The following is a 20,795-nucleotide window of genomic DNA, read 5'->3' on the forward strand; positions in this document are numbered from 1 at the left end:
GACTGCGAAAGCTAAGGACAAAGTAATCTGCGGAAATTTGCGTAATCTGCGGTTAAAAAGCAATTTTGCAAAAGAAATAAGTCTTAGTCTTTTTTCAATAATCTAAAATTTGTAGGTGTCATTGCGGTGTGTTTTTTAAACATACGCGTAAAATAAGAGTAATCTTCATAGCCTAAAGCAAAAGCGATTTCGTTAACCGTCCAGTTTTTATCGAGCAACATTCGCTTGGCTTCGAGAATAATTCTGTCAACAATCACTTCGGTGGTTGTTTTTTTTAGGATTTCGTTGCAAATTCTGTTTAAGTGCTTCAAAGTGATATTCAATTCTGAGGCGTAAAAGGCTGCGGATTTTTCTTCTTTGTATTTTTTCTCTAAAAGCTGTTCCAAATTTTTAATTTTCACATTATACGAATGGGTTTCGTGAATATGAATTTTGTTGTATTTACGAGCCAATTCAATATGAATAATGTCCAACAGGTTCATTATTTTGTCCCGTTGCAATAGTTTGTGTGTTTGCGTTTCCGCTATCAAACTTTCGAAATAAGGTAAAACCGATTTTATTTCCTGCTCATCCAATACAATTTCGGGACTATTTTGAATTGAAAAATAAAAGGGATAATCTTCAATCCTCTTATTTCCAAAATACAAATTGTACATTTCGGCAGAATAAAAAACAATAAATCCTTCAATATCTTCCGATAAAACCCAATGGTGCATTTGACCGGGTTGTAAAACGAAAGCACTTCCCGAATGAATAGCAAAACGATCAAAATCGACCTCATGTACGCCTGAACCATTGGTAAACAAAACCAATAAGTAAAAATTATGACGATGGGGTTTTTCTACAAAACTGTGATTCAGTAAGTGATTTTTAAACGTATTGACATACAAATCACTATTGACCGAATTGCAATTAAATTGTTCGATACTGTAAACAGGATACTTTTTCATTCGAAAAATGTCTTTTTTGTCCTATAATAAGCGAATATACAAAATAGCCAACACATGGATAATAAATACCTTTGAATAAAAAATAAGAGTTATGTCAAATTCACTTCTTCACATACTAAACAACGATTGTCCTCATTGTCATCAGGGAAAAGTTTTTAATGAAAAATCTATCTTTTTCAAATTCAGTTTTCCTAAAATGAACGAATATTGTCCGCATTGTCATTATAAATTCAAAAAAGAGCCGGGTTATTTTTTTGGTGCTATGTATGTTAGTTATGGATTAACCGTAGCACAGGGAATTGCGACTTATGTTATTGCCCGTTTTTTCTTCGAAGAAACCTTCGACCTGAGGATCATCCCAATTATTATGACCGTAATTATTCTTCTGGCTACATTCAACATCCGATTGTCGAGACTTCTATGGATTTATATGTTTAAGAATTATTCGAGTTAACAAAGAACAAACTGTTCAGAATGCGATTATTGTTTTAGAAAAAAACCACCCCGCCCGTTGGGCACCCCTCCAAAGGAGGGGAAGTCGCGTAGTTTTACCTCTTTTGGAGAAAAAAAAGAAAGACCGCTTACCCGTCTATTCGACAGGCAAGCAGTCTTTACTACTAACCAAACTAACACTAAAAAAAACTAACTTCTATTTATAAGCTTCATTTTGAGTAATCACATCCGGATTTTGGTTAATTACTAAAAATGGAATTGGTAATAATAACTCTTCCTCAGTAATAGTGATATTCTTACTGCTGTTTTTAATCACCTGAATAGCTCTTCCGGTTCTGATTAAATCAAACCAACGATGGAATTCAGAAGCAAATTCTACCTGAGCTTCATGTTCCAAAGCAAGAGCTACCGTATTATACTGAGCCGGATAACCTACAGCTTGATAAGCCGGTAAACCCACACGGGCACGAACTTCGTTCAGGTATTTTGGATCTGAAGTTGCTTCTGTCAACATCAAAAGAACATCGGCATAACGAAGAATGATAAAATTATTATTGGCAGCTTCTCTTAATCCGGCAACCGGAGCAGCCGCATCTTTCCATTTAATTGGAAATTTCACATCGACAAATGAGTTATTGGCCGTTGTATAACCATTTTGAATGGAAATCGATCTCCTTGGATCTCCTGTTTCATAAGCATTCCATAAATCATCCGTAATCTGATTGAATCCTCCACCCCAGGCGGTAACCACTCTGTTATCAACCGGTGTAAACATAGCCCAATACAAACTGTAAGGACTAGACACACCACCTTTGTACTGAATTTCAAAAATAGAAGATGCACCATTTTTCTTAGTTAAATTCCATAAATCAGCATAAGGTACCAAGCTGAACTTGCCATATACTTTTAACAAAGTTTCAGCTGCTTTTGGTTTATTCCCCATAGTCAGATAAACCTTTCCAAGTAAAGTATTAGCTGCTTCCTGACTGGCCGCACCTACAAAACGCTGACTTGTTTTTACCGGTAATTTCGCTGCTGCAAAATCAAGATCTTCAACAATTTGAGCATAAACCTGCTCTTTTGGCGTGCGTCCCTGAGCATAAGAACCTGCTACACTTAACGGAGTTGTAACCAATGGCACATCGCCCCAGGCACGAACCATATCAAAATAATACAAAGCACGTAAAAACTTAGCTTCACCAATTAAAGCATCTCTACTGGCAAAATCCAATTTTTCGGCACTGACAATAATATTATTTACAATATAAATTGCCTTATAATAATTGTTCCAAAAATTATATACTAATTCATTGTCAACACTCATTGTGTGCAATTCAAAACTTTCATAGTCCTGAATTCTTCCGGCCGCATTATCGCTATAGGCATTGTCGGACATTAACTCACCATAAAACGAAGGTAAACTTTCAGGACCATACAAGGTATAAAGCGAATTATAAGCCGACCACAAAGCGGTTTCAATATCTTTTTGAGATTTATAAAACTCTACTTCATTAGCATTTGAAATAGGTGCTTTATCTAAAAAATCTCCACTGCATCCTATTAAGAATAAGTTGCAAAAAATCATGATATATATTATTTTTTTCATTTTCTTACATTTTAAATGATTGGTCTAATTCTTTAGAAACTAATATTTATTCCGGCAGTAGCCGTGAAAGGATTTGGATAAGCACCATAATCAAAACCTACCAAAACTCCAGACTGATAAGTACTTCCCTCCGGATCATAGCCTAAATAATCCGAGAACACATGTACATTTTCCATATTCAGATACAATTTCACATTGCTTACCTTTATTTTTTCAGCAAATGTTTTTGGCAAATTATATCCTAAACGAATATTTTGAATACGAACAAATGATCCGTCTTCAACCCAAAAACTAGAGCCAAAATCACGAACAGTAGTTGGCAACATACGTGGTTTAGGAATCATTCCGTTACCTGGCTCAGATTCTGATTTCCAGTAATTATTTACCACCGAATACATATTACGGTTACCTCCTCCTACACCTGATTTTAGGTATCGGGCATTATGATTTAAAATTTCTCCACCTTGTGAACCGCGTAACAAAACAGAAAGTTCAAATCCTGCATAAGAAAAATTGTTTGTCAAGCCCCATTGGAAATCAGGCTGGTAATTTCCTAAATAAGTACGGTCGTTAGAATCAATTTTCCCATCTTTATTAACATCTTTTACCTTTGGGTCACCTGCTTCACTGCCCGGCCATACCGGATAAGCATTACTATTCAATTCTGCCTGTGACATGATTACTCCATCAACAACATAGCCATAATACATCCCTATTGGTTGTCCTACAGCAGTGCGCGATGTCATACTGCTCACATTAATATCTATCGGAGCGTTATTTGCACCCAGTTTTAAGACTTTGTTTCGGTTAGCCGAAATATTAAAGTCAGTACTCCATTTGAATTTTCCATCGAAATTTTGCGTGCTTAGATTGACTTCAATTCCTCTGTTTTCAAGTTCTCCGATATTTGTCAAAGTAGAAGTAAAACCGGAAAGAATTGGAATAGGAACATTCAACAATAAATCTTTGGTTTTAGAATAATAAATATCACCTGTAAACTTCACACGTCCGTTGAACACACTGAAGTCAACACCAAAGTTAGTCTGACCTGTTTTTTCCCATTTCAAATTTTTATCTGCAAAATTGGATGTATAAATCCCCTGATTTACAGTTCCTGAATTTACATAAGGGCTGTAAGCCAATACCCCGATCGAACCGTAGTTTGGAATCTGATTGTTCCCTGTAGCTCCATAACTCAACCTCACTTTCAGGTTGTTTATCCAGGAAACATCTTTTAAGAAAGATTCCTCAGAAATACGCCATGCCAGCGATCCTGACGGGAAATATCCCCATTTATTATTAGCTCCAAAACGGGAAGAACCATCAGCACGAATTGCCGCAGAAGCCAGGTATTTGCCTTTATAAGAATAATTAGCACGAGCCAAATAAGAAACCAATGACCACTCTTCAGAAAAAGTATTTCCGGCATTCACAACTCCCGCATTCAAAGTATGTACTAAATCATTTGGAAAACTACCCGCAGTCATACTACTCAAATCAGTAGCCTGTTCCTGAGCAGAATAACCCGCCAATAAATTTAACGTATGCGCTTCATTGAATGTCTTATTATAAGTCAATGTATTTTCTAAAATCCAGTTATTGGATTGCAGTGTTTTGAAATCAGCCTGTGCCGGCACCCATCCTGAGTAACCCCAATTCTGACCTGCATTCCAATAGAAATTATGAACCGTATTCTCAATATTAGAACTTCCGGAAGTTTTAAAAGTCAAATCTTTAATAATATCCCATTCTAAGAAAGAAGTAATCGTAGATACATTTGATGTTTTTTTAGCAGTTGCTTCTCTGGTTAACGAATATGGATGCCAAAGCTGGAAACCATATTTAGCAAATGTATTCCAAATAGAAGCAGGATCTTTAAAACCTAGACTTCCTGTTTCAACATAAAGCGGAAAAAAAGGATCACTTTGCAAAGCCAAACTCACCACGTCACTTTTTCCACCTGTACCGTAAGGCGCTTCATTGGCACGACTTAGACCAATGTTCATTCCCATACGAACTTTATCATTAAACTTATGTTTGATATTTGATCTTAGATTAATTCGCTCATAGGTATTTCTGTCAACAACACCTTCTGAATCCAAATAACCCAACGACACCATAAATTGTGTTTTCTCGCTTCCGCCCGAAGCTGACAATTGAATATTTCGGGTATGTGCTGTTCTAAAGGTAACATCCTGCCAATCTGTTCCGTTTCCGATACGGGCAAGCCACGCCGGATCAGAGAATTCTGCAGGAACAAGAGTATTATTTCCTCTTGTTGCCGATGGATTAGCTGCCACAATTGTAGCCCAGGAATTATTTCTTGCTGCGGTATTGAAAGCTATAAATTCAGAAGCGTTCATCATATCCGTCTTACGGTTAACATGAGAAAAACTGGTTTCAAAAGTGGCATCTATTTTAGTTTTTCCTGCTTTTCCCTGCTTAGTGGTTATAATAACAACTCCGTTTGCTCCTCTGGAACCATAAATCGCCGCCGAAGATGCATCTTTCAAAATATCAATCGACTCAATATCATTAGGATTAATAAAATTCAGCGGATTTCGGTTAAAACTTAAATTACTCGCTGTAGTAACCCCTGTATCTGTTGAGTTTGTAGAATTGTCTTCCAGCGGAATCCCATCGATAACATAAAGCGGAGTAGTTCCTGCATTTATCGAAGAAGCACCACGAACTTTTACTGTTGGAGCAAGACCCGGAGCACCCTGAGACTGTGTAATTTGCACTCCCGTAGCCTGTCCTGCAAGGGATTGAAGTACGTTACTATTAGACCTGCCTTCTATTTTTTCTGCACCAACAGAAACGATTGCTCCGGTCAAATCTTTTTTCTTCACAGAACCGTAACCTACAACAACTACTTCCTCCAGCTTAGCTGCATCTTCCTGTAATTTAATTACAAGATTATCCTGTCCACTTAACGGAATTTCTTTTGTTGTAAAACCAATAAAAGAAACCACCAATATCGATTTTTCATTTCTTAGTTTTAATGAAAACTTACCGTCAAAATCGGTTTGAACTCCATTTGTAGTTCCTTTTTCAACAACGTTTACTCCCGGAATTGGTTGTCCTGAAGCATCGGTAATTTTTCCATTTACTGTTTTTTGCTGCACTACGTTTTGCACAACTACAGGCTTTTCTTTAATTAAAATGGTATTATCGCCCGTAAGCTCAAAATTGAGATTGTTTTTTGAGAGGCATTGTCCTAATAATTTGGTTACTGCAATTGTACCTTTTTTTAATTCAATATCCGGAATGTCTTTAAATACTTTTCTGGGATAAACAAAATTCAAATCAGTCTGCTGTTTTATAATTTTAAACACCTCATAAATGGTGACCGATTGATCCTTTTCGATAGTAACATTCGCTTGTGCAAATGTTTTACCTACATTGAGACAAAAAACATTGGTACACCATAAAAAGATAAACGCTCTCATAGCAGTTTTAATTAGTCTTTCTCTAACAAGAACAAAGACATTACGTACTTTAATTTCCATAATTTTTGGTTTGGTTGGTTGGTTATACAATAGCTTAATCGATTTAAACAGTCGGGATGCGTAATCACTGAGGGATGTGATACTCCTGTCCCGTTTTTTATTCAAGAGTTACTTCTTTGTCTTTTATTTCATAGTTCTTTATAATTTTAAAATTCTTAATACTTTTCAAAATCTCATCCAGACTTTGGGTTTTCCTGATAACCCCGTCAAAAATTTCATTTTCAATTGCTTTATTTTTAAATACCACATCGAAATCATACCAGCGGGAAAGCACTTTCATCATGTCCCTGAGTGTTATTTTTTCGAAACTAAACACTCCTTCTTTCCAGGCTATCTCATTATAAACATCTATATTTTTTATTACCGAACCACTTGTTGCAATATTTAAACTCAATTGCTGATTTGGTGTTAATCGTTGTTTTTTGTTTTTAATACTCACATCAACTTTACCTTCAACCAAAGTGGTATAAATATTTGCTTCGTCTTTGTAAGCTTTGATATTAAATTCAGTCCCAATAACATCTACTTTTTGTTTATTAGTAATCACCTCAAAATGAACCTCTTTATGTTTTGCAGCAGGTGATACATCAAAATAGGCTTCTCCGTAAACCAATTCTACTTTTCTGGTTTGTCCTTCAATAAAAGCGATCGGGAATTTTAATTGAGTTTCAGAATTCAACCAAACCTGCGTGCCATCAGACAATTTGATACTGAATTTACCTCCTCTGGGAATGGTCAGATAATTATAAACCAACTTATTATTTCCGTCTTTGGATTCATAAACAATTTCCTCCCCGTTACTTTTGGCATTTTGTGTTTTTACCAAAGCCCCATTGACTAAAACAACTTGCGAACCATTTGCCAGCGTAAGTACCGCCTTATCAGTACCCGGCTCCGGAACTTTTTTAGTATCTCTGTTAACTAATACCGGAATAGCTGGGTTTTGTTGTTTAAAAAGAACATCCTTAAAAAAATAAGCTGTAGTTAAAACTCCCACCAAAACAGCGGCAGCCGCATATCTCATAAAATGGAATTTTCTTTTTACTGGAAGCTTTTGTTCTTTTTGGGGAGTAGCTAATATTTTATCCCGAATACGGATAGCATCCGGATCGGTCAACATTGGTTTTTCATCTAAAATTGCCAACACTTCTTCTACCGTTGGCAGTTCGCTGGATTCAGTTAACGTTTGAATGTACTGAACCACTTCATCAACCTCCTGTTTGGAACATTGATTCAGGATGAACTTTTTTAATAAATTTTGAATATGACTATCGTGTTGCATAATATACGTTCTTATATATAATACAGATAAGAAAAGAAAAAGTACTATCGAGTATTATTATTTTTTTTGAAAAATAAAAAAATAATACTCAAATAAAAAATAAAAAGAAAATTATAGAAAGAAATAAAAAGAAAAAAGAAAACAATAGTAACAATAATTAGCTGATTATTATTCCAGCCAACGGGACGAAAGAAGCGTAATTAGAAGCGTGACATCTCCGTGAGTTTCTAAAAAATGTCTGATATCGGCCAGAGCTTTACTCATTTGACCTTTTACTGTACTTACCGAAATATTTAATTTTTGACTTATTTCCTCGTAACTCATTTCTTCATTACGGGACATCTCAAAAATCATTCTACGTTTGGGAGGCAATTGTTCAATAGCTTTTTGCTTTAAGACATCATAATCTGCTTCGTCAATAATATCCTCAATAGGGCTATAGGATTTTTGACTTACGTAAAACACTTCTTCTTTTAGCTTATGACCATTGGCTACTTTACTAATAAGATTGAATGTTAGGTTTCGGGTAATAGTAAACACATAGGACTTAAAAGATAAATCAGCATTCAGCCGATCCCTGTGCAACCAGATATTTAAAAACACATCCTGAACTATTTCTTCTGCAAGAGCCTGATTTTTAAGCATACTTACACTATAAGCATATACATCATTACAATAGGTATTAAAAAGCGCACTAAAAGCTTTTTCACTACCCAACATAAGTTCAGTAACCAATAGTTTATTATTAATTGCTTTTGTTTCAGTCATTATCAATAGTCCCGGGACAGCTATAAATTATTAATTTACTACAAACACCTTTGTTTTTGTATAAAAATTCTCATTTGAACCCCTGTTCAGTACGAATATAGCAATTTGAATGACAATATATAATTAAATGTAGAAAAAACACACTTCAAACATTAGAACTAAAATAACTATATTGCAAGATAAAACTTCAAAAAAAATACCATGCCCTTAATTATTGATAATATACAAAAACATGTCCAACTTACCGATGAAGAAAAAGAGCTTTTTTTAAGCAAAACTGAAATTCATCATTACAAAGCCAAAACTATTCTACTCAATTCGGGAGAAGTTTGCAAGCATTCTTATTTTGTAAACTCAGGGATTTTAAGAAGTTTTAATATTAATGACAATATTGTTGAACACGTTTTAAACTTTGCCTGCGAAGGCTGGTGGATGGGCGACATGTACAGTTTAATATCTCAAAAACCCGGAAATCTTTTTATCGAAGTAATAGAAGATGCTGAAGTGGTTTTACTTTCAAAAGAAAATCAGGAACAGCTTTATAGCGAAATCCCTAAACTGGAACGCTTCTTTAGAATCCTTACCGAAAATTCATTAGTTGCTAACCAGGAACGAATAATGGATAATTTAAGTTTATCTGCTGAAGTTCGCTATGACAAATTTTTAAAAAGATATGCCGGTCTGAATCATAAAATACCACAAAAACAAATCGCATCCTATATAGGTGTAACGCCAGAGTTTTTTAGCAAGATGAAAGCAAAATTATTGAGAAAATAGTGGTCAGTGGTCCGTTTTAAGCAATCAGAACAGCATTGTAAACATTCAGAGAAAAAGACTGAACACTAAAAACTGCACACTGAATACTTTCTTAATCTAGGTTAAGTGCTAAACACTAACTGCGGATGTACATTTGTAATGTAATAATCAACAAACATAAAATATCATGGCAAATACAGTTTTTCACAAAGCAGACACAAGAGGACACGCAGATCACGGATGGTTAAACGCTTACCACAGCTTTAGTTTCGCCAGCTGGTACAATCCGGACAGAGTAAATTTTGGCGCACTTAGAGTATTGAATGACGACACTATTGCAGCCGGAATGGGTTTTGGAACACATCCTCACGATAATATGGAAATCATCACCATTCCGTTAGAAGGCGATTTAGCTCACAAAGACAGCATGGGAAATGAGTCAACCATAAAAAATGGCGATGTTCAGGTAATGAGTGCCGGAACCGGAATCAGACATAGTGAATTTAACCCAAATGCAGATCAAAGAACTAAACTTTTCCAAATATGGTTATTTCCTAAAAAACGTGATGTAGCACCTCGTTACCAACAAATCACTCTGGACAAATCATTAGAGAAAAATGATTTTGCGCAAATACTATCTCCAAATGCTGACGATGCCGGAGTTTGGATCCATCAGGATGCCTGGTTTTATTTAAGCGATTTCGACAAAGATTTCTCTAAAAAACTGGCTCTGCAAAAAGAAGGAAATGGTTTTTACATTTTCAACATTGAAGGAGAGATTGAAGTGAATGGTCAAAAATTAGCAACCAAAGACGGATTTGGAATTTGGAATACTGCCGAAATTGAAGTGAAAGCCTCTACTGCTGCTAAATTTTTAATTATGGAAGTCCCAATGAACTACTAATACAAGGAAATAATGGAAGAAACTATAGGTTTAGAATACAACGAAAGGAAAGGTTATTTTTACGTCAAAGTCAACGACAAAACAGAGGCAAAAATGACCTTTGTTTTTGCCGGACCGCATAAAATAATTATCGATCACACCGAGGTAAATCCTGGAAACACCGGCAAGAACTTTGGAAAAAAAATGGTAGAAAAAGCAGTTGCATTTGCCAGAGAAATGAATTTAAAAATCCTTCCTCTTTGCCCATTTGCCAAAAAAGTTTTTGACAAAACTCCTGAATACGGAGATGTTTTATAATTGTTCTTAAAAATCAGTTTATGAAAAATTTATTAGAAAAAGACATTGTTGGAACAATTGGTTCTCAAAAATATTTATGCACTATTTCCTGGCGCAATGGTCAACTAATTATGGATGAACCCGAAAGCAATGGAGGAAAAGATTTAGGACCGGATCCATTTTCGACCCTTTTAGCTTCCTTAGCAAGTTGTACGCTGGCTACTCTACGAATGTACATTGACCGAAAAGGTTGGGACATTCCTGAAATCAACATTGCAATTAATGCAACTCAGGAGTTAGATGCTGAATTTGAAACTGTTTTTTCGAGAAAAATTTCTTTTTCTAATGCTATAACTCCGGAACAAAAAGAACGATTACTATTAATTGCTGACAAATGCCCCGTTTCTAAAATCTTAAAAGGAAAAATAACCATTAATACAGCATTATAATTATGAATCCTAAAGACCTTACAAAAGAATACACCAATGGTGAAGTAACCATTGTATGGCAATCAGCAAAATGTATCCATTCGGCTAATTGTGTTCGCAATAATCCTGATGTATTTCAGCCAAAAGAAAAACCCTGGATAAAACCGGAGGCTTCAACAACAGAAAAAATTATCGATACAGTAAAGAAATGTCCTTCGGGAGCATTGACTTACTTTTTAAACGAATAAAAATGACTAAAAAAATTATCGCCTTTGGCGCATCATCAAGCACAAATTCTATCAATAAACAATTGGCTACTTATGCTGCATCACAATTTAAAAACACTGATGTAGAAGTGCTGGACTTAAACGATTACGAAATGCCTATTTTTTCTTTGGATAGAGAATCTAAAAATGGCATTCCTGAATTAGCAAAAGACTTTTTCGATAAACTGGGAACTGCTGATTTAGTTATTGTTTCTCTGGCCGAACACAACGGAGCTTATTCAACGGCTTTTAAAAATATTTTTGACTGGACTTCCCGCGTGAATCCAAAATTTTTTCAGGAAAAACAAACACTAATCTTGGCGACTTCACCGGGACCCAGAGGCGGACTTTCTGTTTTAGAAATTGCAAAAAACCGTTTCCCATTTCAGGGAGCTGATGTAAAAGGAAGTTTTTCATTACCTAGTTTCAACGATAATTTTGACAGCAACAAAGGAATTACAAATGAAAAACTAAAGAACGATTTACTGGAAATTATCGAATCTATCGAACTTTAAAAAATAATTCAAACCCTACCAGAGAGCGTTGCATTTTGCAGCGCTTTCTTTTTTTAAACCATGAAAAAACAAAAGATTAGTTATTATTTTGCACAATTTTAAGAAGACAATATCTATTTTTGAAAAAGAATTCAAAAAATCATTTCATGAAACTACTCATTGTTGAAGACGAACCCCATCTTTTATCGATTATTCGAAAAGGACTTTCTGAAAAAAACAACGAAGTAAGTGTAGCGCTCGATGGTACAACAGGGCTGGAAATGATTTTGAATCACAATTTTGATGTAGTCATTCTCGACATCATGCTGCCGGATATTAACGGAATCGAAATTTGCAGACGACTCAGAGACGCTAAAAATTTTGTTCCTATTCTACTGCTAACCGCTCTGGGAACCACCGAAAACATTGTTACGGGATTGAATGCCGGTGCCGATGATTATCTGGCAAAACCTTTTAAATTTTCAGAATTAGAAGCACGAATAGCTGCCTTAGCCCGAAGATCCAATCAGGAACACAGACCTAATGATTTAATTCAAATTGATGATTTGGAAATTGACCGAAGAGCTAAATCAGTCAAACGAAACGGAGAACTCATTCAACTAACTGCAAAAGAATTCAAATTATTATATTATCTGGCCAGCAATACCGGAACCATTCTTCCCAGAGAAAAGATTTTAGACAATGTATGGGACATTAATTTTGATATGAATACCAATGTAGTTGATGTTTACATCAATTATCTTCGAAACAAAATAGACAAACCCTATCAAAATAAATTAATCCATACCATCAAAGGTCTGGGCTACATTATAAAATCATAATTTATGCAGATTAGAAAAAAAATAACCATCACTTACATTGCACTATCCTGTTTTAGTACCTCACTTTTGTGCATTGTGATTTTTTCTCTATTCAAGCAAAACAATGAATATTATTTTATAAAAAGGCTTCAGGACAGAGCCAAAATTGCTTCATCAGCTCATTCTCAAAAAAACCTGGAGAAAAAGAATTATTTCAAAGAATTCAAAAAAAGCGGTCTGGAAGAACTTATCGAAGAAAAGGAATACATACTGCCTGTAAAAGGAAAAAACACCTTTGAATACAACACCGATTTGCATCTTCCTCCTGAATTCTACAAAGAAATCATGAAAAAAGGATCGAGTTGGTTTGAAGAAGATTACCGTTATTATTATGGACAAATTTTTGGTGAAGAAGGACAAAAACACATTGTAATTGTAACGGCTAAAGACCGCAGAGGCAACACCAGCGCCATTTATATTTTGCAAATTCTAATTTTTGGAGGCATGGGTTTTATTGTTCTGGCCTATTTTTTCGGTCAGTTTTTGGCCCGAAGAGTAATCAACCCTATTGCTTTAATTACCAAAGAAGTACACCGAATCAGCGCATCGAATCTTCATAACCGATTAGCCGATACTGACGGAAAAGATGAAATTACAGATCTTACAAAAACCTTTAACGACATGCTGGATCGATTAGAAACTTCTTTTGAAATTCAGGCTAATTTTATCAATAATGCTTCGCATGAACTAAAAACCCCAATCACCACCATTATTGCCGAAACCGAAATCATGCTCTTGAAAGAAAGAGCCACCGAAGAATATATTTATTCCTTAGAAAACATTAACAAGCAGGCTTCAAAATTAGGAAACCTTACCGAAAGTCTTTTGAAACTTACTCAAACCGGCTATGACGGAACCAAACAGGTTTTAGACATTGCCCGAATTGACGAAATTCTTTTAGAAGTAAAAGCATCGATAGATACTCTTTTTCCTAACAACCGTGTTAATATAAAAATCAAAGCCATTCCGGAAGACGAATCATTATTAACCATTCCTTGCAACAGACCTCTCCTCGAATTAGCATTGAATAATATTATTTCGAATGCGGTAAAATATTCCGACAACGATGAAGTATTTGTTAATTTATCCGTAGATAAAGCTATTATTAAAATTGCCATTACCGATATTGGAATCGGAATTCCCCCGGAAGATATCCCTTATCTTTACGAACCTTTCTTTAGAGGTAAAATTGCTTCTAAATACAACGGTTACGGACTTGGATTACCATTAGCCATGAAAATAATCCGAATGCACAATGGTGAACTTCAAATTCAGTCGGAAACCGGAAAAGGAACTGTGGTGAATATTACTTTTGAAAAGAAGCAACATTAAAAATTCTAATTTAAAATCTAAGGAAAATCTAATTTTAATCCAATCCGATTTTAATTTTCGATAGCTTCTTTTGTATGTATCATCAAAACAATACATACATGAAAAACATATTAATACCTTCAACATTAGAACCTGATACCATAAATGCTGTCAAAATTGCCATTCAACAATCTAAAGGGAAAAAGTGCACGCTCTTTTTAGTTTTAGCAGAAGAAATCCCGGATACTCATTCTTCGGCTACATTTTTAAGAAGCATGAAAAGCGAAATGACCGTTTCTCAAAAAAAAGTACTGGAATACTGCCGAGAATTAATTACTATTTCTCAAAACTGTACTCTTAAAATCCATTATCAATACGGAATTTCAGCACCTTTAATGCGAAATCTAATCCAACATCTTGAAATTGAATTGGCCATCCTGACTCCTTCATACCGAAAAACAGAAAGAAAAATTCACAATCAGTTTGTCCAAATTCTGAACAACTGTAAATGCCCTATTTTGCATCTGTCTTCCAATTGCGAAGAATACGATTTGACCAAAGCAATGTATCTGAAACAAAGTAAATCCAAACTACAGCCGGAAGATTTACAGGAACTAATCCCTAATCATTTTGATTTCAAAATTGTAAGTCTGGCTACAGATTTTAACGATCAAAATCCCGAAGACCTGAAATCTTCATTAAATGAAGCCATAGTAAAAAACAAAATAGATCTTTTAATCGAGACCAGAAAACCGAAAAAAATCAAACTCAAAAATAAAAACACCAATACTAACGAAAATTTTGACTTGCCTATTTTATCTTTATATGAAAGAGTGCTGTAATTTTTAAAAATCAGTATCCCATTTTATTTCTTAACCTAGGTTAAGTGAGACGCCGGGATTGTTACCATAAATTTGCCTTATCAAAATGAAATAACAATTAAAAAAAATAAAATTATGGCAACTACAAAATGGGCAATTGACGCAACACACTCAGAAATTGGTTTTAAAGTAAAACACATGATGTTTACTAATGTTTCAGGAAATTTCAGCGATTATGAAGCAACTATTGCTACTGAAGATGACAATTTTGAAAACGCTAACATCGAATTTTCGGCAAACATCGATTCAATCAGCACCAATAATACTGACAGAGACAATCACCTTAAAAGTGGCGACTTTTTTGATGCCGAAAATCATCCAAAACTGACTTTCAAAGCTACTTCTTTTACTAAAAACGGTGATGACTACGAATTAACAGGTGATTTGAGTTTGAGAGGCGTAACAAAATCGGTTACACTTCCTGCCGAATTCAGCGGATTAATGAAAGATCCTTGGGGAAATACCAAAGCCGGATTAAACATTTCAGGCAAAATCAACCGTAAAGACTGGGGATTGAACTGGAACTCGGCCTTAGAAACAGGAGGTGTTTTAGTAGGCGAAGACGTTCGTTTAAACATCGAATTACAATTAATAAAACTATAAGAATCCCGCAAAACTGATTTTTCTTTATATACAAACCTCCTGTCTTCATTAGCAAGTAAGGAGGTTTTGTTTTTACCCATTTTTATCTTTCCTAATTAATCCTAAAAAAATACTACTTTTGCATCCCGATTGACTAATTTTTCAATCTTTAAATAATGTCACCCTGAGCGCAATCGAAGGGCAAATCTTTAAATTAAAAAACATGAAAGCATACGTATTTCCGGGTCAGGGAGCTCAATTCACAGGAATGGGTAAAGACTTATATGAAAACTCTCCATTAGCAAAAGAACTGTTTGAAAAAGCAAACGAAATATTAGGTTTCCGCATTACAGACATCATGTTTGAAGGAACAGCAGAAGAATTAAAAGAAACTAAAGTTACCCAACCGGCAGTGTTTTTACACTCGGTAATTTTAGCAAAAACTTTAGAAGATTTCAAACCAGAAATGGTGGCAGGACACTCTTTAGGTGAATTTTCAGCTTTGGTTGCCAATGGTGCTTTGTCTTTTGAAGACGGATTAAAATTAGTTTCTCAAAGAGCTTTAGCCATGCAAAAAGCCTGCGAAATAACACCTTCAACAATGGCTGCCGTTTTAGGACTGGCTGATAACATTGTGGAAGAAGTTTGTGCTTCTATCGACGGAGTTGTAGTAGCGGCTAACTATAACTGCCCCGGACAATTAGTAATCTCAGGAGAGTTTAAAGCAGTGGAATTAGCCTGCGAAAAAATGAAAGAAGCTGGCGCAAAACGTGCATTATTATTACCTGTTGGTGGAGCTTTCCACTCACCAATGATGGAACCGGCAAGAGAAGAACTGGCAGCTGCAATTGAAGCTACTACTTTCTCTGCTCCAATTTGCCCGGTATATCAAAACGTAACTGCAAATGCAGTTTCGGATGCAAACGAAATTAAGAAGAACCTAATTATTCAGTTAACTGCTCCTGTAAAATGGACACAATCGGTACAACAAATGATTGCTGACGGCGCAACTTTATTTACCGAAGTTGGTCCCGGAAAAGTATTGACCGGATTGATTGGAAAAATCAATAAAGAAGCTGTTACAGCGAATGCTTAATTAGCAAACTGTTTTAAATTTTTCATAAATAGATCCTCGTAAACAAAAGTTTACGGGGATTTTTTTATATTTGAAAGACATCGTTTTTAAATACAAATCTCAAATATCCTACAAATGAAAAGAACAATTTTAGCAGCAGCTTTCATGCTGGTTGCAATGGCTTCCTGCCAGGACAAGACAAAAGACAAAATCGAAGATGCCAAAGAAGCTGTTGGAGCTGAAGTAGAACAAAAAATGGATACTGTAAATAAAAAAGTAGAAAAAGCCATAGATTCTACACAATCAAAAACAGGCAAAATCCTTGAAAAAGGAGCAGAAAAACTTAACGAAGCTGCCGATAAACTAAAAGAAGCAGCTAAAAAGTAATCTAACAAAAAATCCCAAACTATCAATTTGGGATTTTTTATAAATCTTTCGCTTCTTCACAATGATTATTTAAAATAGAAGTAATCAAATATTTATTATGTTGTTTTTCAAAAAATACAAACCAGGTTGTTCTGTTATTTGCCTTATAAAAAACATAATTTGAACCTAAATATTTTATTTTCTGTGGAGTTCTTTTGTGAGGGAAACTTTTTATTTCCATGAAAATAAAATCTACAATCTTATCAACATAAAGTTGTGCATTTTCAGCATAACTGAAATATTCCTCTTTGAATAGCAAAAAAACTAATTCATCGAAATATTCTAAAACATTATTCTTAAAGATTATTTTTTCCAAGGATATGCCTGTATACGTTTGTGCATTTCAGCCTTAAACTCTTCTAACGTGTATCCTTTTTCAAATTCGGCATCAAAATCAAAAGTTGCATGATCAACACCTTGTTGTTTCGTTTTAGAAATATCGTAAGCAGCAACAGTTTCTTCTACTTTATCTATTTTAGATTTTTTCCCTTTTGCATTCATATTCCTTAATTTTATCTCTAACGAATTTACAACTAATACTTTAAAACAAAAAATCCCAAACTATCAATTTTGACAATTTGAGATTTTTACTTTTATAGCTTTTTTTACTGAGGTAATTTAAAAGCCTGTCTAGCTATCAGCAACCACTTGTTTTTTTGCTTTTGCCAAACTAATACGTTACCGATTTTAATATCTTTTTCAACACCGCTGTCTTTAGTATGTGCTGCCAGATTATGTCTTACTATCGCAACGTCTCCGGTGATTTGAATACTTTGATTTTGAAATTCTATCGTCACAAAATCCGATTCTCCATTAAGCAATTTTTCAATAAAAACTTTTTGATCCTGAAGTACACCGCTGGAATGTCCGTAACTTAAATCAGCTGAAGTCAAAGCTTTCAAATTACTATCTGTTGGATCAATTAATGCTTTTCGGAAAGCTTCCACACTATTGGCAACCACAGTTTCTTCTTTAGAAATTGGTTTTGTTTGTGCCCAATTTGAAAATGAAATCAAAAATAACGCAAAAACTAACAAGGATTTTTTCATCTTTATTTATTTAAAAATTCTAAAACAGAATCAGTTATAAATTGGATTTGTTCATCGTCTAATTCAGTGTGCATTGGCAACGAAATCACTTCCTGAACCAATTGATTGGTCACCGGAAAATCTTCTTCTTTGTAACGCACATCAACATAAGCTTTTTGCAAATGCAACGGAATTGGGTAATAAATAGCACAAGGAATCCCCTTGTCTAACAAATGTTGCATCAATCCGTTTCTGTCTGCATCAATAATTCGCAATGTATACTGATGAAAAACATGGTTGTTTCCATTTGCATCAAATGAAGGTGTTATAATGTTTGCATGAGCTGATAAAGCAGCATTGTATTTTGCAGCTGTCGCACGACGAGCAGTATTGTAATCGTTCAACAAAGGCAATTTGGCATTCAAGACAGCAGCCTGAATACTGTCTAAACGCGAATTCACTCCTACTACATCATGATGGTAACGCTCGTACATTCCGTGATTTACAATTCCGCGAATAATGTGCGCCAAAGCATCATCATTGGTAAAAATCGCACCACCATCGCCATAACAACCTAAATTTTTAGACGGAAAAAATGAAGTTGCACCTACATGGCCAATCGTTCCTACCTTAGTTTTTGCACCTGAAGCCGAAACAAAATCAGCTCCGATAGCTTGTGCATTATCTTCAATAACATATAGATTATGTTCGTTTGCCAAAGCCATAATCGCATCCATATTAGCCGCACGACCAAACAAATGCACCGGAACAATCGCCTTAGTTTTTGGAGTAATAGCCGCTTTGATTCTTTCTAATGAAATATTCATATTGTCTAAATCAACATCGACTAATACCGGAGTCAATTGCAACAAAGCAATCACCTCAACAGTTGCCGCAAAAGTAAAATCGGCTGTGATTACCTCATCACCCGGTTTTAAATCCAATCCCATCATTGCAATTTGCAAGGCGTCGGTTCCGTTTGCACAGGGAATTACGTGTTTTACACCCAAATAACTTTCTAAAGCTTTTTGGAATTGATGTACCTGAGGTCCATTGATATAAGTATTAGTATCCAAAACTTCCTGAATAGAAGTGTTTACTGTAGTAGCAATTTTATCGTATTGACTTTTTAAGTCAACCATTTGAATTTTCTTCATTTCAACTTTATTAATAGTTAGAAAGCTGTTGTTTTTACACTTCTTAGGTAACGGCAAAACTTTCATAAAACGGAAACAAAAATAGGTATTATTGATTTCAAACCAATGATTTTAAACTAAAGAAAATGTATTTTAGCCGCAAAAAATATCCGAATGCTTTTTCTGTACAATATCATCATTACATTAGCCGATTTTTTATTGAAAATTATCGCATTGTTTAATCCTAAAATGAAACTTTTTGTTGCCGGAAGAAAAACAGTTTTTGAAACGCTTTCGCAAAAAATAAAATCTTCCAACAAAACTATTTGGTTTCATGCAGCATCACTTGGCGAATATGAGCAGGGACTTCCAGTGATTGAAAAAATAAAAGAAAAATTTCCTTCGCATAAAATTGTTCTAACTTTCTTCTCTCCTTCCGGTTACGAAGTTCGAAAAAACAATACGGTTGCAGATGCCACAGTCTATTTACCAATGGACACCAAAAGAAATGCTCAAAAATTCCTAAAACTCGTTCATCCGGAAATGGCTTTCTTTATCAAATATGAATATTGGCCAAACTACCTAAACCAACTAAAAAAAGAAAACACTCCAACTTATCTAATTTCGGGCATTTTCAGAGACAATCAGATGTTTTTTAAATGGTATGGTCAATTTTACAGAAACGCTCTAAACTCCTTTAGTTATTTCTTCGTGCAAAACGAAGCCTCAAAAAAACTATTAGTACAATTAGGAAAAACTAACGTTGCTGTTTCCGGAGATACTCGCTTTGACCGGGTTGCCACAATTTTAGAAAAAGACAATACTTTAGATTTTATTTCCGAATTCAAAAATGACAAACTAACAATCGTCATTGGGAGTTCCTGGCCAAAAGACGAAGATTTATTAATTGAATATATCAATTCAACTTCCCAGAATGTAAAATTCATCATTGCACCTCACAATATAAAAGCGGAACAAATACAACAACTAAAAAGCAGAATAACTAAAAAAACAGTTCTGTTTTCGGAAAAGGAAAATAAAAACCTTGCTGAATTTGATGTATTTATCATTGACACTATTGGGATTTTGACTAAAATATACAGCTATGCCGACATTGCTTATGTGGGTGGCGGATTTGGAAATCCGGGAGTACACAACATTTTAGAACCTGCTACTTTTGGCGTTCCAATCGTCATTGGACCTAACTTTTCTCATTTTGCAGAAGCTATGGCATTAGTAAATTTAGAAGGCTGTATCAGTATCACTAAACCAAATGAATTAAAAACCATTTTCAACACATTAATTTCTGACAAAACAATAAGAACTGAAAAAGGAACTATTTGTAAAGATTTTGTCAGTAAAAACAAAGGAGCTACAATGGCAATACTGGAAAATATTTAGAAAAGCATTTGAGAATCAAACCTTTTCTCAAAGTGTTGAACCGTAAAAAGTCAAACCAAAATATTTAAACAAATCTTAAAAATCAAACCTCAAAACACCTTAATCCTCAAAAAAGAAAGTCTAAAATTCCATAATTCACAAATGCTGAATCAAAAAAACAATTACAAGTATTTAATATTCAGTTATTTACAAACAAAAAAGCAAAAACCACCAAAAATTAGTACTACTATTAAATTATTTCTTTCACTACAAATTCCAATTTTATCCAGGTGAGAAAAATAATCGAAGAATATTTTAAAAAAAAAATGAAAAAATATTTTACATATTAAAAATTTTATATCTTTGCCTCGAATTAATAATTAACCTTTTATAATAAAGT

Annotated in this window: 23 protein-coding genes; 14 read left to right on the forward strand and 9 right to left on the reverse strand. The window is 34.6% G+C overall.

The features are described from left to right. Positions 1-83: 83 nt before the first annotated feature. A complete protein-coding gene (locus IEV84_RS09215) occupies positions 84-950 on the reverse strand; it encodes an AraC family transcriptional regulator (protein ID WP_188494000.1) in 867 nt (288 codons plus the stop codon). A gap of 91 nt (positions 951-1,041) precedes the next feature. Here IEV84_RS09215 and IEV84_RS09220 point away from each other — a divergent pair, with 91 nt between their 5' ends. Then, positions 1,042-1,404, forward strand: coding sequence for a DUF983 domain-containing protein (locus IEV84_RS09220; protein ID WP_188494001.1), 363 nt, complete (start codon positions 1,042-1,044; stop codon positions 1,402-1,404). Between the two features lie 195 nt (positions 1,405-1,599). Here the strand turns inward: IEV84_RS09220 and IEV84_RS09225 are convergent, their stop codons facing one another. The 4 genes from IEV84_RS09225 to IEV84_RS09240 all read right to left on the reverse strand — a co-directional run bounded on the left by IEV84_RS09225 (position 1,600) and on the right by IEV84_RS09240 (position 8,571). Continuing rightward, positions 1,600-3,009, reverse strand: coding sequence for a RagB/SusD family nutrient uptake outer membrane protein (locus tag IEV84_RS09225; RefSeq protein WP_188494002.1), 1,410 nt, complete (start codon positions 3,007-3,009; stop codon positions 1,600-1,602). Positions 3,010-3,041: 32 nt separating this feature from the next. Next, positions 3,042-6,521 carry a SusC/RagA family TonB-linked outer membrane protein gene (locus IEV84_RS09230; protein ID WP_188494003.1) on the reverse strand — a complete coding sequence of 1,160 codons (3,480 nt, stop codon included), beginning with the start codon at positions 6,519-6,521 and terminating at the stop codon, positions 3,042-3,044. Between the two features lie 97 nt (positions 6,522-6,618). Beyond that, complete coding sequence (locus IEV84_RS09235; RefSeq protein WP_188494004.1) at positions 6,619-7,803, reverse strand: FecR family protein; 1,185 nt, start codon at positions 7,801-7,803, stop codon at positions 6,619-6,621. Between the two features lie 168 nt (positions 7,804-7,971). Next, entirely contained in the window at positions 7,972-8,571 is a 600-nt protein-coding gene (locus IEV84_RS09240; protein WP_188494005.1) for an RNA polymerase sigma-70 factor, read from the reverse strand. 201 nt (positions 8,572-8,772) lie between these two features. Here IEV84_RS09240 and IEV84_RS09245 point away from each other — a divergent pair, with 201 nt between their 5' ends. The 12 genes from IEV84_RS09245 (at position 8,773) to IEV84_RS09300 (ending at position 16,812) form a co-directional block, all read left to right on the forward strand. Beyond that, positions 8,773-9,348 (forward strand): Crp/Fnr family transcriptional regulator, encoded by a 576-nt coding sequence (locus tag IEV84_RS09245; RefSeq protein ID WP_188494006.1) that lies wholly within the window; start codon positions 8,773-8,775, stop codon positions 9,346-9,348. Between the two features lie 166 nt (positions 9,349-9,514). Continuing rightward, complete coding sequence (locus tag IEV84_RS09250; protein WP_188494007.1) at positions 9,515-10,231, forward strand: pirin family protein; 717 nt, start codon at positions 9,515-9,517, stop codon at positions 10,229-10,231. Positions 10,232-10,243: 12 nt separating this feature from the next. Further along, the gene (locus IEV84_RS09255; protein ID WP_188494008.1) at positions 10,244-10,528 is read left to right on the forward strand and encodes a GNAT family N-acetyltransferase; all 285 of its coding nucleotides are present in this window, start codon (positions 10,244-10,246) and stop codon (positions 10,526-10,528) included. Between the two features lie 20 nt (positions 10,529-10,548). Beyond that, positions 10,549-10,956: an OsmC family protein gene (locus IEV84_RS09260; RefSeq protein ID WP_188494009.1), complete on the forward strand. Its 408-nt coding sequence runs from the start codon at positions 10,549-10,551 to the stop codon at positions 10,954-10,956. 2 nt (positions 10,957-10,958) lie between these two features. Further along, positions 10,959-11,183, forward strand: coding sequence for a (4Fe-4S)-binding protein (locus IEV84_RS09265; protein ID WP_188494010.1), 225 nt, complete (start codon positions 10,959-10,961; stop codon positions 11,181-11,183). 2 nt (positions 11,184-11,185) lie between these two features. Then, the gene (locus IEV84_RS09270; RefSeq protein ID WP_188494011.1) at positions 11,186-11,716 is read left to right on the forward strand and encodes an NADPH-dependent FMN reductase; all 531 of its coding nucleotides are present in this window, start codon (positions 11,186-11,188) and stop codon (positions 11,714-11,716) included. 146 nt (positions 11,717-11,862) lie between these two features. Next, a complete protein-coding gene (locus tag IEV84_RS09275; RefSeq protein ID WP_188494012.1) occupies positions 11,863-12,537 on the forward strand; it encodes a response regulator transcription factor in 675 nt (224 codons plus the stop codon). A 3-nt stretch (positions 12,538-12,540) separates the two neighbouring features. Beyond that, on the forward strand, positions 12,541-13,908 hold the full coding sequence (locus IEV84_RS09280) for a sensor histidine kinase (protein WP_188494013.1): 1,368 nt from the start codon (positions 12,541-12,543) through the stop codon (positions 13,906-13,908). 98 nt (positions 13,909-14,006) lie between these two features. Next, positions 14,007-14,729, forward strand: coding sequence for a hypothetical protein (locus IEV84_RS09285; RefSeq protein WP_188494014.1), 723 nt, complete (start codon positions 14,007-14,009; stop codon positions 14,727-14,729). Positions 14,730-14,843: 114 nt separating this feature from the next. Beyond that, complete coding sequence (locus IEV84_RS09290; RefSeq protein ID WP_188494015.1) at positions 14,844-15,371, forward strand: YceI family protein; 528 nt, start codon at positions 14,844-14,846, stop codon at positions 15,369-15,371. A gap of 202 nt (positions 15,372-15,573) precedes the next feature. Further along, complete coding sequence (gene fabD, locus IEV84_RS09295; RefSeq protein WP_188494016.1) at positions 15,574-16,446, forward strand: ACP S-malonyltransferase; 873 nt, start codon at positions 15,574-15,576, stop codon at positions 16,444-16,446. A 114-nt stretch (positions 16,447-16,560) separates the two neighbouring features. Further along, complete coding sequence (locus IEV84_RS09300; RefSeq protein ID WP_188494017.1) at positions 16,561-16,812, forward strand: hypothetical protein; 252 nt, start codon at positions 16,561-16,563, stop codon at positions 16,810-16,812. A gap of 37 nt (positions 16,813-16,849) precedes the next feature. Here the strand turns inward: IEV84_RS09300 and IEV84_RS09305 are convergent, their stop codons facing one another. The 4 genes from IEV84_RS09305 to IEV84_RS09320 all read right to left on the reverse strand — a co-directional run bounded on the left by IEV84_RS09305 (position 16,850) and on the right by IEV84_RS09320 (position 19,036). Beyond that, the gene (locus IEV84_RS09305) at positions 16,850-17,167 is read right to left on the reverse strand and encodes a hypothetical protein (protein WP_188494018.1); all 318 of its coding nucleotides are present in this window, start codon (positions 17,165-17,167) and stop codon (positions 16,850-16,852) included. Continuing rightward, a complete protein-coding gene (locus IEV84_RS09310; protein ID WP_188494019.1) occupies positions 17,155-17,352 on the reverse strand; it encodes a hypothetical protein in 198 nt (65 codons plus the stop codon). Before IEV84_RS09310 ends, IEV84_RS09305 begins: the two co-directional genes overlap by 13 nt. 104 nt (positions 17,353-17,456) lie before the next feature. Continuing rightward, positions 17,457-17,900 (reverse strand): nuclear transport factor 2 family protein, encoded by a 444-nt coding sequence (locus IEV84_RS09315; RefSeq protein WP_188494020.1) that lies wholly within the window; start codon positions 17,898-17,900, stop codon positions 17,457-17,459. 2 nt (positions 17,901-17,902) lie between these two features. Beyond that, positions 17,903-19,036 carry a DegT/DnrJ/EryC1/StrS family aminotransferase gene (locus tag IEV84_RS09320; protein WP_188494021.1) on the reverse strand — a complete coding sequence of 378 codons (1,134 nt, stop codon included), beginning with the start codon at positions 19,034-19,036 and terminating at the stop codon, positions 17,903-17,905. Positions 19,037-19,189: 153 nt separating this feature from the next. Between IEV84_RS09320 and IEV84_RS09325 the strand changes: the two genes are divergently transcribed. Beyond that, positions 19,190-20,416: a 3-deoxy-D-manno-octulosonic acid transferase gene (locus tag IEV84_RS09325; RefSeq protein ID WP_188494022.1), complete on the forward strand. Its 1,227-nt coding sequence runs from the start codon at positions 19,190-19,192 to the stop codon at positions 20,414-20,416. Positions 20,417-20,795 lie beyond the last annotated feature (379 nt).

The organism is Flavobacterium palustre, assembly GCF_014639535.1.
Taxonomy (GTDB): Bacteria; Bacteroidota; Bacteroidia; order Flavobacteriales; family Flavobacteriaceae; genus Flavobacterium; species Flavobacterium palustre.